The organism is Mycolicibacterium lutetiense, from assembly GCF_017876775.1.
In the GTDB taxonomy this organism is placed as follows: Bacteria; Actinomycetota; Actinomycetes; order Mycobacteriales; family Mycobacteriaceae; genus Mycobacterium; species Mycobacterium lutetiense.
Map to the genome: position 1 here is coordinate 3,981,936 of NZ_JAGIOP010000002.1, position 14,379 is coordinate 3,996,314.

Genomic DNA, 14,379 nt, shown 5'->3' on the forward strand with positions numbered 1-14,379 from the left:
GCTACGCGATGGAGAGCAGGTAACCACCGATGTTTGAGAGATTCACCGACCGTGCCCGCAGGGTCGTCGTCCTGGCGCAAGAAGAAGCCCGGATGCTCAACCACAACTACATCGGGACCGAGCACATCCTGTTGGGTCTTATCCACGAAGGCGAGGGCGTAGCCGCCAAGTCGCTGGAGTCGTTGGGTATCTCGCTGGAAGGCGTGCGCAGCCAGGTCGAGGAGATCATCGGCCAGGGCCAGCAGGCGCCGTCCGGTCACATCCCCTTCACCCCGCGTGCCAAGAAGGTGCTGGAGCTGTCCCTGCGCGAGGCGTTGCAGCTCGGCCACAACTACATCGGCACCGAGCACATTCTGCTCGGCCTGATTCGTGAGGGCGAGGGCGTGGCCGCGCAGGTGCTGGTCAAGCTCGGCGCCGAGCTGACCCGAGTGCGCCAGCAGGTCATCCAGCTGCTGAGTGGCTACCAGGGCAAGGAGTCCGCCGAGGCCGGTACCGGTGGCCGTGGCGGCGAGTCCGGCAACCCGTCCACCTCTCTGGTGCTCGACCAGTTCGGCCGCAACCTGACCGCCGCCGCGATGGAAGGCAAGCTCGATCCGGTCATCGGCCGCGAGAAGGAAATCGAGCGGGTCATGCAGGTGCTGTCCCGCCGCACCAAGAACAACCCGGTGCTGATCGGCGAGCCAGGCGTCGGCAAGACCGCCGTGGTCGAGGGCCTGGCGCAGGCCATCGTGCACGGCGAGGTGCCCGAGACGCTCAAGGACAAGCAGCTCTACACCCTTGATCTCGGTTCTCTGGTGGCCGGTAGCCGCTACCGCGGTGATTTCGAGGAGCGCCTGAAGAAGGTGCTCAAGGAGATCAACACCCGCGGCGACATCATCCTGTTCATCGACGAGTTGCACACGCTGGTGGGTGCCGGAGCTGCCGAAGGTGCCATCGACGCCGCGTCGATCCTGAAGCCGAAGCTGGCCCGTGGCGAGCTGCAGACGATCGGCGCCACCACCCTCGACGAGTACCGCAAGTACATCGAGAAGGACGCCGCCCTGGAGCGCCGGTTCCAGCCGGTCCAGGTGGGTGAGCCGACGGTCGAGCACACCATCGAGATCCTCAAGGGTCTGCGCGATCGCTACGAGGCGCATCACCGCGTCTCGATCACCGATGGCGCCCTGGTGGCCGCGGCCACCCTGGCCGACCGCTACATCAACGACCGGTTCCTGCCGGACAAGGCGATCGACCTGATCGACGAGGCCGGCGCCCGGATGCGCATCCGCCGGATGACCGCTCCGCCGGACCTGCGCGAGTTCGACGAGAAGATCGCCGACGCGCGCCGGGAGAAGGAGTCCGCGATCGACGCGCAGGACTTCGAGAAGGCGGCCAGCCTTCGCGATACCGAGAAGACTCTGGTGGCTCAGCGTGCCGAGCGTGAAAAGCAGTGGCGCTCAGGCGATCTCGATGTGGTAGCCGAGGTCGATGATGAGCAGATCGCCGAGGTGCTGGGTAACTGGACCGGTATCCCGGTGTTCAAGCTGACCGAGGAGGAGACCACTCGGCTGCTGCGCATGGAGGACGAGCTGCACAAGCGGATCATCGGGCAGGAGGATGCCGTCAAGGCTGTCTCCAAGGCCATCCGCCGCACCCGTGCCGGCCTGAAGGACCCGAAGCGTCCGTCCGGTTCGTTCATCTTCGCCGGCCCGTCCGGTGTCGGTAAGACCGAGCTGTCCAAGGCGCTGGCCAACTTCCTGTTCGGTGACGACGATGCGCTCATCCAGATCGACATGGGCGAGTTCCACGACCGCTTCACCGCGTCGCGGCTGTTCGGTGCCCCTCCGGGCTACGTCGGCTACGAAGAGGGCGGCCAGCTCACCGAGAAGGTGCGCCGCAAGCCGTTCTCGGTGGTGCTGTTCGACGAGATCGAGAAGGCACACCAGGAGATCTACAACAGCCTGTTGCAGGTCCTGGAAGACGGTCGCCTCACCGACGGTCAGGGCCGCACGGTCGACTTCAAGAACACCGTGCTGATCTTCACCTCGAACCTGGGCACCTCCGATATCTCGAAGGCTGTCGGGCTGGGCTTCACCCAGGGTGGTGGCGAGAACAACTACGAGCGGATGAAGCAGAAGGTCAACGACGAGCTCAAGAAGCACTTCCGGCCTGAGTTCCTCAACCGCATCGATGACATCATCGTGTTCCACCAGCTGACGCAGGACGAGATCATCCAGATGGTCGACCTGATGATCGGCCGGGTCGGAAACCAGCTCAAGGCCAAGGACATGGCCATGGAGCTGACCGACAAGGCCAAGTCCCTGCTGGCCAAGCGCGGCTTCGATCCGGTGCTGGGTGCCCGCCCGCTGCGGCGCACCATCCAGCGTGAGATCGAGGACCAGCTCTCCGAGAAGATCCTCTTCGAGGAGATCGGCCCCGGTCAGCTGATCACGGTCGATGTCGAGGGCTGGGACGGCGAAGGTGCCGGCGAGGATGCGAAGTTCACATTCTCCGGTGCGCCCAAGTCGGCCGGCTCTGACGGTCCGGATCTGGCCAAGGCCGGAGCCACCGCGGAATAAGTTCACACGAGAAATGCCCCCGCCATTGCGGCGGGGGCATTTTTTGCGCCTACCGCTGGGAAGTTTTCCTGCGCGGGTAGCTACGATGCTGTTGTAATCGACAGGTAGAGGAATCTGGTGAGAGTCCAGAACGGCCGCGCCACTGTTAACAGTCAGACCCTGGCCTGTCACGATACGGACTGGGACGCGAATTCCCGGAAAGGCACGTAGATGACTTCCACTGATGCAGGCACGGTCCACGCCCGGCCGATCAATCTGTCGGCGACCAAGGCGGTGCTCTGGCTGACCTTGACGGCATTCGTCGCGCTGCTGGCGCTCTATTTCGTCGGAATGGACCAGGGTGCGACGTCGGTGTTCGGCAACAACACCTATGTGCACGAGTTCGTGCACGACGCACGGCACCTGCTCGGTTTCCCCTGCCACTGATACGCAGCGGAGATACCGAACAACATGGAGAGACAACTGATCGGGCGCGGCATTCTGGCCGGCGCCCTCGCCGGCGTGCTCGCATTCCTCTGGGCGAAGCTGCTGATCGAACCGGTCATCGGTCGAGCGATCGACTTCGAGAACGGTGTCGGTGCGGCGCATGAGGCTGCCGAACACGCACCTGCCGGGCATTCTCACGGCGGGGAGAGCGCCGAGGTGTTCACCCGCGGCGTGCAATCCAACATCGGCATGGGCCTTGGCGTCCTGATCTTCAGCGTGGCTATGGGCGCGCTGCTGGCCGTCGTGTTCTGCGTGGTGTACGGCCGGGTCAACCTGTCCGCGCGGGCGCTGGCCGCCCTCACCGCCGGCGGCATGCTGGTCTCGCTGTGGATCGTCCCGGCGCTGAAATATCCGCCCAATCCGCCTGCGGTCAGCCTGGACGAGACCATCCAGCAGCGGACCCTGCTGTACCTGCTGTTGGTGGTGTTGTCGGCCGGGTTGTTCGTGGGCTCGGTGCTGCTGGCACGTCGACTCACGCCGAAGCTGGGGGTCTGGAACGCCACCTTGATCGGGGCCGCGGACTACGTGGTGTCGATGGCCGTGGTCTTCCTGATCCTGCCGGGCATCCACGAGACCCCGTCGACGTTCCCGGCCGGCGACCTCTACGACTTCCGGCTGTACTCCTTGGGCACCCAGGTGGTGATCTGGGCGACGATCGGGCTGGTGTTCGGTGCCCTGGCGGCCAAGGTTCTTGATGAGAAGAAGCAGTCCGTCAGCGCGTGATTCTCGATGAGTGAGGTCGTCCGGCTGACGTTGGTGTCACATGCGATGACCGACGCCACGGCGGCCGGACGATTCCCCACCGACGAACCGCTCAACCAGCTGGGCCATCGGCAAGCCGATGCGACCGTCGAACTGGGCGTCGTCGACACCGCGTACTGCGGTCCGGAGAAACGGGCCCGTCAGACCGCCGAACTGCTGGGCTTGTCGGCGGTGGTCGAACCCCGACTCGCCGATCTGGATTTCGGGGGCTGGCGTGGCGGTGTGCTGAGCCGGGTACAGCCTGCTGACCTGGCGGTCTGGCTGACCGATCCGACCCGGGCGCCGCACGGCGGCGAATCCGTGGTCGATCTCGTCAGGCGGGTCCACGGCTGGATGGACAGCCTGGCCTCGGAGCGGGGGCGCATCGTGGCGGTGACCCACCCGGCGGTGATCCGGGCGGCGATCCTCGTCGCATTGGATGCCCCGCCGAAATCGTTCTGGCGCATCGACATCGCGCCGATGAGCCGGACCGTGATGCACTTGCGCGGTCAGGCCTGGACGTTGCGGAGCAGTTAGCCCACCGGCGCCATGGCGAACGCCCGCTTGGCGATCTGCAGTAACCATCCCGCGGCAGTGGGGCTCCGGAACGTCGGCCAGTTCAGCTGAAAACTGAACACCCACGGCTGTCCGGTGTAGTCCACCGCGTACCAGCTGAAGGTGAGATCGCCGGGCAGGTTGCCACCCTTGGCGCCGATGTAGCGCCACTTCGCCGGATCCGGGTCGATCCCGGGCAACGCCGAGAGGATGTCCTTCACCGGTGCGGCGGCGCCGTAGGCCGAGGCCTGCAGCGCTGCGTGCACCCGGCAGATGTCGGCGGCGCTGGCGAACCACTCGAGGCCGTCGTTGGAGGCCGGCGTGTGGGTACGGTACGGATCCGGTTCGTAGGGACGGGAATTGGTCTGCTGGAGCAGTGCCACCCGGTCAGCGGGGGAGGCGGTCTTCCACTGGTCGCGAAGGTTGGGTTCACCCCAGCCGACCGAGAACACCTCGTGCATGGTCGGGAACGGAGTCATGCTGGCGGGATCGTGGTGCCCCGCGGTCACCAGTGCGCGTTCCACCGCAGCCGGGCCCATCCGGCCGATCAGCAGGTCGGTGGCCATGTTGTCGCTGGCCGAGATCATCTGCTGGGCGGCGGTCCGCACCGTGATCAGAGCGCCGGGGGGCAGCTTGTCCAACCCGGCGGAGCCGAGCTTCTTGCCTTCTTTGGTGATCGTGAGGTGATCGTCCCAGCTGAGGGTGCCGGCCTTGACTGCGTCCGAAACTGCAAGCAGTACATAGAGTTTGAAGATCGAAGCCAGCGGCAGTGACATGTCGGTGTTGGTGCCGGCAACCTGCTCGCACTTGCCGTCGACCACTTTGGACACGCGGTAGGAGTAGCGCGCGCCCGACTTGGTCAGCTCGGTGTCGATATCGGACCACGTGTCGATCTTCGGCGGCACCAGTGTGACGTCGAAGCGGTCGACGAGTCCGTTGTCCGCCGTCCGCAGTCCGATGTCCTGGGCCACGTTGTAGGAGTTCAGCACGTGCAACGTCGCCTGCGCGGCCCCGATGTCGACCGAGGTGACCTTGAACGGTCGATCCCACCAGATCGAGTCCATCTTGGTGCCCACCAGGTCGACCTTGTCGGGGACGGCCAGCGTGCGAACACCGATGGGACCGATCGGCCAGTCGGAGTTGAGCATGTCCATCGTCTGCCTGGCCCGCAGACCCGGTGGGGTGATGGTGTCGATGTGTGCGCCGTAGGACACTTCGGCCGCTGGCGCGACGCTCGTTGCACAGCCACTGGCCAGGGTCGCGGCGACCGCCGCGATGGCCGTCAGGCCGACCGCGCGGTGCAGCGTCCGGCCGCGGCTACGCCTGGGCAGCGGGCCCTGCAACGTCCAGCACAACCTCGAACTCCAGCAACGATGCGCCGGTGGCCACCGGGTTTGCGTGCTCGCCCTTGTGTGCCTCGGCAGCGCGGCCCGTGGCCCAAGCCTGGAAGGCTTCCTCGGTTTCCCACTGCGTCACCACGAAGTAGCGGTCTTCGCCCTTGACCGGACGCAGCAGTTGGAAGCCCAGGAATCCGGGCTGGTTGTCGACGGAGTGTGCGCGGTTGGCGAAGCGCTTCTCCAGTTCCGGGCCGGCGTTGGGCGGTACCTCGATGGCGTTGATCTTCACGACGGGCATGGTGTTCAGGCTACCGTGGCTGCCCGGCAAGATAACGGGATGGTCACAGATCTGCTCACCCACCGAGGGGGCCGCGGGGAGCCCATCGTCCTGGTGCACGGCCTGATGGGTCGAGGCAGCACCTGGTCACGACAATTGCCGTGGTTGACCGCGTTGGGGGAGGTGTACACCTACGACGCGCCGTGGCACCGCGGGCGCGATGTGGTCGATCCGTATCCGATCAGCACCGAGCGTTTCGTCGCGGATCTGGGTGAGGCCGTGGCCGGGCTCGGTCGGCCGGTGATCCTGGTGGGGCATTCCATGGGGGCGTTGCATTCCTGGTGTCTGGCCGCGGCTCGCCCGGAACTGGTCAAGGCGGTGGTGGTGGAGGACATGGCCCCCGACTTCGTGGGACGCACCACCGGGCCGTGGGAGCCGTGGGTGCATGCGCTTCCGGTCGAGTTCGGTTCGGCTCAAGAGGTTTTCGACGAGTTCGGCCCGGTCGCGGGCCAGTATTTCCTGGAGGCCTTCGACCGCACGGCTACCGGTTGGCGTTTGCACGGGTACCCGCAGTGGTGGCTGGACATCGCTGCCCAGTGGGGAACGCGGGACTACTGGCAGCAGTGGCGCGATGTCGGGGTGCCGACCTTGCTGATGGAGGCCGACAATTCGGTGGCACCTCCCGGGCAGATGCGCCGAATGGCCGAAATCGGTCAGGACACCCGGTATCTGCACGTGCCTGGTGCGGGTCACCTGATCCACGACGACGCACCCGAGGTGTACCGCGAAGCCGTGTCGGAATTTCTAGCGACGCTCGCCTAGAGCTCCGGCGCTCGGCCACGACGGCCGGCGTTCGAACCGGCTGCGGATCGCGTCGAGATCGTGGCCTGCGCGGTACGTCTCATAGTCGGGCAGGTCGAGGTCGAACAGATCCAGACGGAAACGCAGGACGTTGCCGCGATGTGCCGCCCAGCTCACCGCGGCGGCGACCGCGAAGGGCAGGATCAGGATGCTCAGGGCGAGTGCAACAGTCATGGCAGTAATTGTTGCCATGAAAATATACCGCCAACAGTGGCAGCGCTGACACCTTACGATAAAATGCTGCCATGCTGAGAAGCGTCTCCACGCTGGTGCTCGATGGCTTGGCGATTTTCGAGTTCGGGGTCATCTGTGAGGTTTTCGGGATCGATCGGTCCGCGGACGGGGCGCCGAACTTCGACTTCAAGGTGTGCGGGCCCGAGCCGGGGAAGCCGCTGCGGACATCCGTCGGGGCGACGCTGACCCCCGAATACGGACTGGACGCACTTCAGGGGGCGGACCTGGTCGCGATCCCCGCGATAGGTGGCACGGACTACCTGCCCGAGGCGCTGGAGGCCGTGCGTGCCGCCGCCGACGCGGGATCGATCATCCTGACCGTGTGCTCGGGTGCGTTCCTGGCCGGCGCGGCCGGCCTGCTGGACGGAAGGCCGTGCACCACGCACTGGATGCACGCCGACGACCTGGCCCGCAGATATCCCACTGCCCATGTCGATCGCAACGTGCTGTTCGTCGACGACGGCAATCTGATCACCAGCGCGGGCACCGCGGCGGGCATCGATGCGTGCCTGCACCTGGTTCGCCGTGAACTCGGCAGCGAGGTGACCAACAAGATCGCCCGGCGCATGGTGGTCCCGCCGCAGCGCGACGGCGGGCAGCGTCAGTTCATCGACCAGCCGATCCCGGTGAGGTGTTCGGAAGGGTTTGCGCCGCACCTGGATTGGATCATGAGCAACCTGGATCAGCCGCACACTGTGACGACTCTGGCCAGACGGTCTGCGATGTCCACGCGTACCTTCGCCCGCCGGTTCGTCGAGGAGACCGGGACCACGCCGATGCAGTGGATCACTGATCAGCGGGTGCTCTATGCGCGCAGACTGCTCGAAGCGACGGATCTGGATGTCGACCGGATTGCCGGGCAGGCCGGGTTCGGCACCGCGACGCTGCTACGCCATCACTTCCGCCGGGTCATCGGAGTGACGCCCTCGGACTACCGACGTCAATTCTCCTGCGGTGCAGACGAAACCGAAGAGACGGCGTGATCAGTCGCCTTCGCCCGCCAGCGCGAAGAGTCCGTCGAGGGTCTGCTCCACCAGTCCGTCCACCAGCAGTGAGTCCAGTGCCCGGTCACGCTGGGCGGTGTCGGTCAGCCAGGCCACGTCCAGTTGGGCGCGGGTGACCGGAGAACTGCTGTCGCGCAAGACATCCAGCAGCTTGCCGCGGACCTGGCGGTCGGTGCCGGCGTAACGCTGCACCCGCTTGGCGATCGTTCCGGCGGGGTAACCCGCGGTGCGCCAGCGGCACCGACTCAATGGGCAGGTGCCGCACTGGGGCGCACGTGCGGTGCACACGGTTGCGCCCAACTCCATCAGGGCGGCCGAGAAGATCGGCGCCGTCGCATCGGCCGGCAGCAGTGCGGCCACGTCGTCCAGGTCGCGGGCCCGGGCCGGCGCGTCCGCCTGGCCGTGCAACACCCTGGTGACCACGCGGCGCACGTTGGTGTCGACCACCGGAACGCTCGCCGAATACGCGAAGCACGCCACGGCGCGTGCGGTGTAGGCGCCGATGCCGGGCAGGGTCAGCAGCGTCTCCACGTCGGTGGGTACTTCGTCGCCGTATTCGCCTGCGATCGTCACAGCACACTCGTGTAGGCGTTTGGCTCGCCGCGGGTAACCCAGCTTGCCCCAGGCGCGCAGCACCTCGGCGGAGCCGGCGGCAGCGGTGGCCGACGGGGTGGGCCACCGCTCGATCCAGGCCAGCCAGATCGGCTCGACCCGGGATACCGGAGTCTGTTGCAGCATGAATTCGCTGACGAGGATCTGCCAGGCGGAAACGCCGGGCCGGCGCCACGGCAGGTCACGCTGGGCAGATTCATACCAATCTATGAGTACTTCCGGGTCGATGCTCATCGTCGCCTCAGGCACAATGATTGACATGCCCAATTCGAATCCGGTGTCCGCGTGGAAGGCACTCAAGGACGGTAACGCCCGCTTTGTCGCAGGCGAACCGCAGCATCCCAGCCAGGACACCGCTCGTCGGGCCAGCTTGGCGCACGGGCAGAAGCCCACCGCCGTGGTGTTCGGCTGCGGTGACAGTCGGGTCGCCGCAGAGTTGCTGTTCGACCAGGGCCTGGGCGACATGTTCGTGGTGCGTACCGCGGGCCACGTTCTCGACAGCGCGGTGCTGGGGTCCATCGAGTACGGGGTCTCAATTCTGGATGTCCCGTTGATCGTGGTGCTCGGCCACGACAGTTGTGGCGCGGTCAAGGCCGCAATCACCGCGCTGGACGAGGGGCAGATTCCCGGCGGCTATGTGCGCGACATCGTCGAGCGGGTGACTCCGTCGATCCTGATGGGGCGGCGTGCCGGGCTCACCCGGGTCGATGAGTTCGAGGCCCACCACGTCAACGAGACGGTGGCGCAGCTGCAGGAGCGTTCGTCGGCGATCGCCAAGGGCATTGCCGCCGGCACCCAGGCCATCGTCGGCGTCACCTACCACCTGGCCGACGGTCGGGTGTCGCTGCGCAATTATGTCGGCGACATCGGCGAAGCCTGAGAATTTCGCTGCAGTCCCGACACGCCGAGGCGCCTCGGACAACTGTGCATGACCTGGGCTTACCGTGAAAGCCGTGTTGGATCTCGAACCTCATGGGCCGCTGCCCTCGCAGATTTACTGGCGGCGCCGAGCGCTGGCCATCGGAATCGCGGTAGTCGTCGTGGGGATCATCGCCGCGATCGTCGCGGTGATCGTGACCAGCAACTCCGGCGCTGAAACCAAGCCCGCCGACGAGACCTCGGCCGCTGCCCCGGCGACACCGCTGCCGGGCGACAACCCCGAGGTCAAGACGCCGGTGGTGCCGCCGGCTCAGCATGCGCCGCCGCCGACGGTCACACCGACCGCGGCGGTCACGCCGCCGCCGCTGCTCAAGGAGGGCGACGACTGCCCGGATTCGACCCTGGCGGTCAAGGGCATCACCAGCCAACCCGAGTACCTGGTGGGTGACCAGCCGAAGTTCACCATGGTCGTGACCAACATCGGCCTGGTGGCCTGCAAACGTGACGTGGGCGCCGCGGTGCTGGCTGCCTACGTGTACGCGCTGGACAACAACCGGCTCTGGTCCAACCTTGACTGTGCACCGTCCAACGAGACCCTGGTGAAGACCTTCAACCCGGGTGAGCAGGTGACCACCGAGGTGACCTGGACCGGCATGGGGTCGGCGCCGCAGTGCCCGATGCCGCGTCAGCCGATCGGGCCCGGTACCTACAACCTGATGGTGCAGCTCGGCAATCTCAGATCGGCCCCGGTGCCGTTCATCCTGGCCCAACCCAATCCGCAGCTGCCCGGGCCGCCCGCCGAGGGCGCACCTGACGCCGGGGCGGCCGCGCCGGGCAACTGAAGCTCAGGCCAACCGGTCGGCGATCGTCGATTCGGCCAACAGGGACAGCCCTTCACGGATGTGCCGGGCCCACATCGAACCGATGCCGTCTACCGACTGAAGATCGTCGGCGCTGGCGGCCAGCAGGCCTTGCAGCGAGCCGAACGAGCGCACCAGCAGATCGACGTGGGCGAACTGCAGTCGCGGTATCCCCGCCATCGCGCGGTAGCCGCGTGAGCTCATCGCCGAATCCTGCGCGTCGGACGTCGAGGGGTATCCGAAAACCCTTGCCAGCGTGGTGAAGTCGAGCAACTCACTGTCGGTCAGCGCGTCCAGTTCATCGAGTGTCGAACCGACCTGCGCGGCGGTAGGTGGGTCGGGTAGTGCGTGATAGTCGCGGACGATGAGCTCGCGCGCGGCCTCGTTGTCGCCGACGAGTTCGTCGAGCTGCAGTTTGAGCTGGCGTCCGTCAGTGCCGAGCTCGACGACGTCGGCGTCGATCTCGAGGCTGATCCGGCGCACCATCTCCAGGCGCTGCACCACGGTCATCACGTCACGCAGCGTTACGAAGTCTTCGATCTCCGCCGTGGACAGCTGCTTGCTGACCTCATCGAGGCGGCCCTTGTAGCGCTCGAGCGTGGCGATGGTCTGGTTGGCCCGCGACAAGATCGTGGCCGAATCGGGCACCACGTGGCGCTCCCCGGCAACGTAGACGGTCACGATGCTCATCGAGTGGCTCACCGAGATCACCGGATAGCCGGTCTGGATCGCGGTGCGTTCGGCTGAGCGGTGGCGGGTGCCGGATTCGTCGGTGGGGATGGACGGATCCGGCACCAACTGCACGTTGGCCCGCACGATCCGGCTGCCGTCACTGGACAGCACCACTGCGCCGTCCATCTTCGACAGCTCACGCAGGCGGGTGGGCGCGTACCGCACGTCCAGGGCGAACCCGCCGTCGCAGATGGCTTCCACACTGTCGTCCCACCCGAGCACGATCAGAGCGCCTGTCCTGCCGCGCAGGATGCGTTCCAGGCCGTCGCGCAGCGGTGTGCCGGGCGCCAGCCGGCCCAGGGTTTCCCGTAGCGTCGGCCGCGCCAGATGCACGACGGTGCGACTGGTCCTGGCACCGGAGTTCACGGCCATCAATTCTCCTAGGGTCGGCCGCTATTGTCCGCGATGTTCGTGATTGCTGGCAATTGCGATGTCCTTGAGGGCCCGCAATGCCGCCCCGATGTGATCGACGGTGATGACACGCAGCCCAGCGGGCGCGCTGGTGACTCCGGGTGGCACCACGGCAATCGTGAAACCCAGCCGGGCGGCCTCGGCGAGCCTACGGTCCATGCCGGTGACGCGGCGCAGATCGCCGACCAACCCGACTTCGCCGATCACCACGGCATTCATCGGCAGTGCGATGTCGAGATAAGCCGAGGTGATGGCCAACGCCACGGCCAGGTCTGAGGACGGATCCGTCAGCCGCATGCCGCCGACGGTCGACACGTACAGGTCGTGACCGCCGATCGGCAGCGCGCAACGTGTCTGCAGCACCGCGCTGATCATCGCCGCGCGGGCCGAGTCGATACCGCTGACGGCCCGCCGCGGCGGGCCCACCGGCTGGACGGACAGCGCCTGCACCTCGCCGATCATGGGGCGCTTGCCGTCCAGGGTGACGGTGACTGCGGTGCCGGGAACTGCCGCCGGACGCTGGTCGAGGAACAGCCCGGACGGATCGCTCACGCACTCGATCCCGTTGTCGTGCATCTGAAAACAGCCGACCTCGTCGGCGGCGCCGAACCGGTTCTTGACCCCGCGCACCAGGCGCAGGCTCGACGTGTGATCACCCTCGAAATGCAGCACCACGTCGACGAGGTGCTCCAGGGAACGCGGGCCCGCGATGGCGCCGTCCTTGGTCACGTGCCCCACCAGGATCATGGCCACTGCCGGGTCTCCGACAGCGGTTTTCGCATAGCCGGTCAGCGCCGTGGTCACCGCCCGCACCTGCGTGACCCCACCGCTCACCCCGTCGGCTTCGGTGGTGGACATGGTCTGCACCGAATCCACCACGACCAGACTCGGTTTGACCTCATCGATGTGGCCCAGGGCGATCTGCAGATCGGATTCGCCCGCCAGATACACGTTGTCGTGCGTGCAGCCGGTGCGTTCGGCGCGCAGGCGGATCTGGCCAGCGGATTCCTCGCCGGACAGGTACAGCGCGCGGCGGCCGGTGTGCGCCCAACGGTTGGCGACCTCGAGCAGCAGGGTGGACTTACCGACTCCGGGGTCCCCGGCCAGCAGCGTGACCGAACCGGCCACCAGACCGCCGCCGAGAACCCGGTCCAGCTCGGTGACACCGGTCGGGTAGTGCCGGGTGATGCCCGGGTCGATCGAGGTGATCGGTACCGCAGGCGATGTGGGGGCCACCGAACGCCGGACCGAACCACCTACGGTCGCGAGCACGGCTACTTCGTCGACCGTTCCCCAGGTGCCGCAATTGGCGCAGCGGCCCACCCATTTCGGGGTGGCGTGCTGACATTCCGAGCAGCGGTATTGCGAACGTACTTTCGAACCGGCCACGCCGTGACAGTAACGGCTGCCCCCGACATCGGCGGTGTGCACGCGCCGGTCGGGGCCCGCAGTCAGCGGCGCAACAGGTCAGTGCCCGCCGGCTCCGCTGCCCTCGGTGGGCTGGTCGCCGCTCTTGTCACGCCGGGGCGCCTCGCCTGCCGAGATCGGCACGGCGACAGTGGTCTCACCGTTCTCGAACTTGAACGTGAAGTCGTAGAGCAGGCCGTTGGTGACCGGCTTGGTCAGCGTGACCTTGGCGGTCACGGCGTCGGCGGGCTCGGTCTGCTCCAGCGGCTTCAGCTGGCCGTCGGGTTCACCGACGATCAGCACGCCGCCCGTCGGGATGGTCTGGTCACCGGTCAGTGTCACGTCGCCGACGGTGGTCTTGATCGAGATGAGCTTGTTGGCCTTCTCGTTGGACTCGTTGGCTGCGACGAACAGCAGTTCGGCTTCGGAGCCGGGTTCGACGTAGTCCTTCTCCTGCGGCGCGCGCAGGTGCACGTTGCGCAGCGCGATCGCGCCGGCCTGTGCATTGACGCCGTTGACTGCAGGCTCCTGGGTCGCCGTCTGGGAGACCTGGCCGGCGCTGCACCCGGTGAGAACGGCTGCGGTCAGGCCACATGCGGCCAGACCGGCCGAGGCACGGATTGCGAAGCGGTTCACTCAAGCCTCCTGAGCTGGGTCGGCGTACTTCGACTATGCACAGTAGTAGGTGCGGTCGGCGGGCGGAATGCGAGGGCGTGTCAGACGGGGTGAACGGGGGTGCGGCTACGGCCGTCTCAGGCCCGCAACACCTATGTGGGGACACCTGTTTCGGCCACTCGGCGGGCTTGGTGGTTGCACGCTTTGGTCATCATGTCAACCCCTGTTCGTCATCTGCGGTGCCCCTGACCTGCGCAGTTGGTGCGCGTGTGATCTGGGCCCGTGTTAGGATGGACTAGCGAAAGGGGCTCGAATCAGATGATTTTCAAGGTCGGAGACACCGTCGTCTATCCACACCACGGTGCTGCGTTGATCGAGGCGATCGAAACCCGGACCATCAAAGGCGAGTCGAAAGAATATCTCGTCCTGAAGGTTTCCCAAGGGGATCTGACCGTGCGAGTTCCCGCAGACAACGCTGAGTATGTCGGTGTCCGCGATGTCGTGGGCCAGGAAGGTCTCGACAAGGTTTTCCAGGTGCTGCGGGCTCCGCACACCGAAGAGCCGACCAACTGGTCACGCCGCTACAAGGCCAATCTCGAGAAGCTGGCCTCCGGTGACGTGAACAAGGTTGCCGAGGTTGTCCGGGATCTGTGGCGTCGCGATCAGGAACGCGGTCTGTCCGCGGGTGAGAAGCGAATGCTGGCCAAGGCCCGGCAGATTCTGGTCGGCGAGCTTGCGCTGGCCGAGAACACCGATGACGCCAAGGCCTCGACCATCCTCGACGAGGTTCTGGCCGCCGCGTCCTGACGC

The 14,379-nt window shown here is 66.4% G+C and carries 16 protein-coding genes; 9 read left to right on the forward strand and 7 right to left on the reverse strand.

Annotated elements, in window-relative coordinates; translation table 11 throughout:
- Positions 1-29 precede the first annotated feature (29 nt).
- The 4 genes from clpC1 to JOF57_RS28495 all read left to right on the forward strand — a co-directional run bounded on the left by clpC1 (position 30) and on the right by JOF57_RS28495 (position 4,322).
- A complete protein-coding gene (gene clpC1 / locus JOF57_RS28480; RefSeq protein ID WP_209922662.1) occupies positions 30-2,558 on the forward strand; it encodes an ATP-dependent protease ATP-binding subunit ClpC in 2,529 nt (842 codons plus the stop codon).
- A 210-nt stretch (positions 2,559-2,768) separates the two neighbouring features.
- On the forward strand, positions 2,769-2,984 hold the full coding sequence (locus JOF57_RS28485) for a CbtB domain-containing protein (RefSeq protein WP_209922664.1): 216 nt from the start codon (positions 2,769-2,771) through the stop codon (positions 2,982-2,984).
- A gap of 24 nt (positions 2,985-3,008) precedes the next feature.
- Positions 3,009-3,767, forward strand: a complete 759-nt coding sequence (locus tag JOF57_RS28490) for a CbtA family protein (protein ID WP_209922666.1) — start codon at positions 3,009-3,011, stop codon at positions 3,765-3,767.
- Between the two features lie 6 nt (positions 3,768-3,773).
- Positions 3,774-4,322 (forward strand): histidine phosphatase family protein, encoded by a 549-nt coding sequence (locus JOF57_RS28495; RefSeq protein ID WP_209922668.1) that lies wholly within the window; start codon positions 3,774-3,776, stop codon positions 4,320-4,322.
- On the opposite strand, the gene JOF57_RS28500 is transcribed toward JOF57_RS28495, so the two are convergent.
- Together JOF57_RS28500 and JOF57_RS28505 are read right to left on the reverse strand one after the other, a co-directional pair.
- A complete protein-coding gene (locus tag JOF57_RS28500) occupies positions 4,319-5,683 on the reverse strand; it encodes a serine hydrolase (RefSeq protein WP_209922670.1) in 1,365 nt (454 codons plus the stop codon). The two genes, JOF57_RS28495 and JOF57_RS28500, sit on opposite strands and share 4 nt — an antisense overlap.
- The gene (locus tag JOF57_RS28505; protein ID WP_064883921.1) at positions 5,658-5,975 is read right to left on the reverse strand and encodes an antibiotic biosynthesis monooxygenase family protein; all 318 of its coding nucleotides are present in this window, start codon (positions 5,973-5,975) and stop codon (positions 5,658-5,660) included. Before JOF57_RS28505 ends, JOF57_RS28500 begins: the two co-directional genes overlap by 26 nt.
- A 39-nt stretch (positions 5,976-6,014) precedes the next feature.
- Between JOF57_RS28505 and JOF57_RS28510 the strand changes: the two genes are divergently transcribed.
- Positions 6,015-6,776: an alpha/beta fold hydrolase gene (locus JOF57_RS28510; RefSeq protein WP_209922675.1), complete on the forward strand. Its 762-nt coding sequence runs from the start codon at positions 6,015-6,017 to the stop codon at positions 6,774-6,776.
- Here JOF57_RS28510 and JOF57_RS28515 read toward each other — a convergent pair.
- Entirely contained in the window at positions 6,759-6,989 is a 231-nt protein-coding gene (locus tag JOF57_RS28515; protein ID WP_209922679.1) for a hypothetical protein, read from the reverse strand. The genes JOF57_RS28510 and JOF57_RS28515 overlap by 18 nt on opposite strands.
- A 71-nt stretch (positions 6,990-7,060) precedes the next feature.
- Here JOF57_RS28515 and JOF57_RS28520 point away from each other — a divergent pair, with 71 nt between their 5' ends.
- The gene (locus JOF57_RS28520; protein ID WP_209922684.1) at positions 7,061-8,032 is read left to right on the forward strand and encodes a helix-turn-helix domain-containing protein; all 972 of its coding nucleotides are present in this window, start codon (positions 7,061-7,063) and stop codon (positions 8,030-8,032) included.
- Here the strand turns inward: JOF57_RS28520 and JOF57_RS28525 are convergent, their stop codons facing one another.
- Positions 8,033-8,899 (reverse strand): iron-sulfur binding domain-containing protein, encoded by an 867-nt coding sequence (locus tag JOF57_RS28525; RefSeq protein WP_209923803.1) that lies wholly within the window; start codon positions 8,897-8,899, stop codon positions 8,033-8,035.
- Between the two features lie 25 nt (positions 8,900-8,924).
- Between JOF57_RS28525 and JOF57_RS28530 the strand changes: the two genes are divergently transcribed.
- Entirely contained in the window at positions 8,925-9,545 is a 621-nt protein-coding gene (locus JOF57_RS28530) for a carbonic anhydrase (RefSeq protein ID WP_209922689.1), read from the forward strand.
- Between the two features lie 73 nt (positions 9,546-9,618).
- The gene (locus tag JOF57_RS28535; RefSeq protein ID WP_209922694.1) at positions 9,619-10,386 is read left to right on the forward strand and encodes a hypothetical protein; all 768 of its coding nucleotides are present in this window, start codon (positions 9,619-9,621) and stop codon (positions 10,384-10,386) included.
- A gap of 3 nt (positions 10,387-10,389) precedes the next feature.
- On the opposite strand, the gene disA is transcribed toward JOF57_RS28535, so the two are convergent.
- From disA to JOF57_RS28550, 3 genes are all read right to left on the reverse strand, one after another.
- On the reverse strand, positions 10,390-11,508 hold the full coding sequence (gene disA, locus JOF57_RS28540; protein ID WP_209922696.1) for a DNA integrity scanning diadenylate cyclase DisA: 1,119 nt from the start codon (positions 11,506-11,508) through the stop codon (positions 10,390-10,392).
- A gap of 21 nt (positions 11,509-11,529) precedes the next feature.
- On the reverse strand, positions 11,530-12,936 hold the full coding sequence (radA, locus tag JOF57_RS28545; protein WP_209922698.1) for a DNA repair protein RadA: 1,407 nt from the start codon (positions 12,934-12,936) through the stop codon (positions 11,530-11,532).
- A gap of 78 nt (positions 12,937-13,014) precedes the next feature.
- Positions 13,015-13,590: a copper chaperone PCu(A)C domain-containing protein gene (locus JOF57_RS28550; RefSeq protein ID WP_209922699.1), complete on the reverse strand. Its 576-nt coding sequence runs from the start codon at positions 13,588-13,590 to the stop codon at positions 13,015-13,017.
- Between the two features lie 297 nt (positions 13,591-13,887).
- Here JOF57_RS28550 and carD point away from each other — a divergent pair, with 297 nt between their 5' ends.
- Positions 13,888-14,376 (forward strand): RNA polymerase-binding transcription factor CarD, encoded by a 489-nt coding sequence (carD, locus tag JOF57_RS28555; protein ID WP_209922701.1) that lies wholly within the window; start codon positions 13,888-13,890, stop codon positions 14,374-14,376.
- Positions 14,377-14,379: the final 3 nt, after the last annotated feature.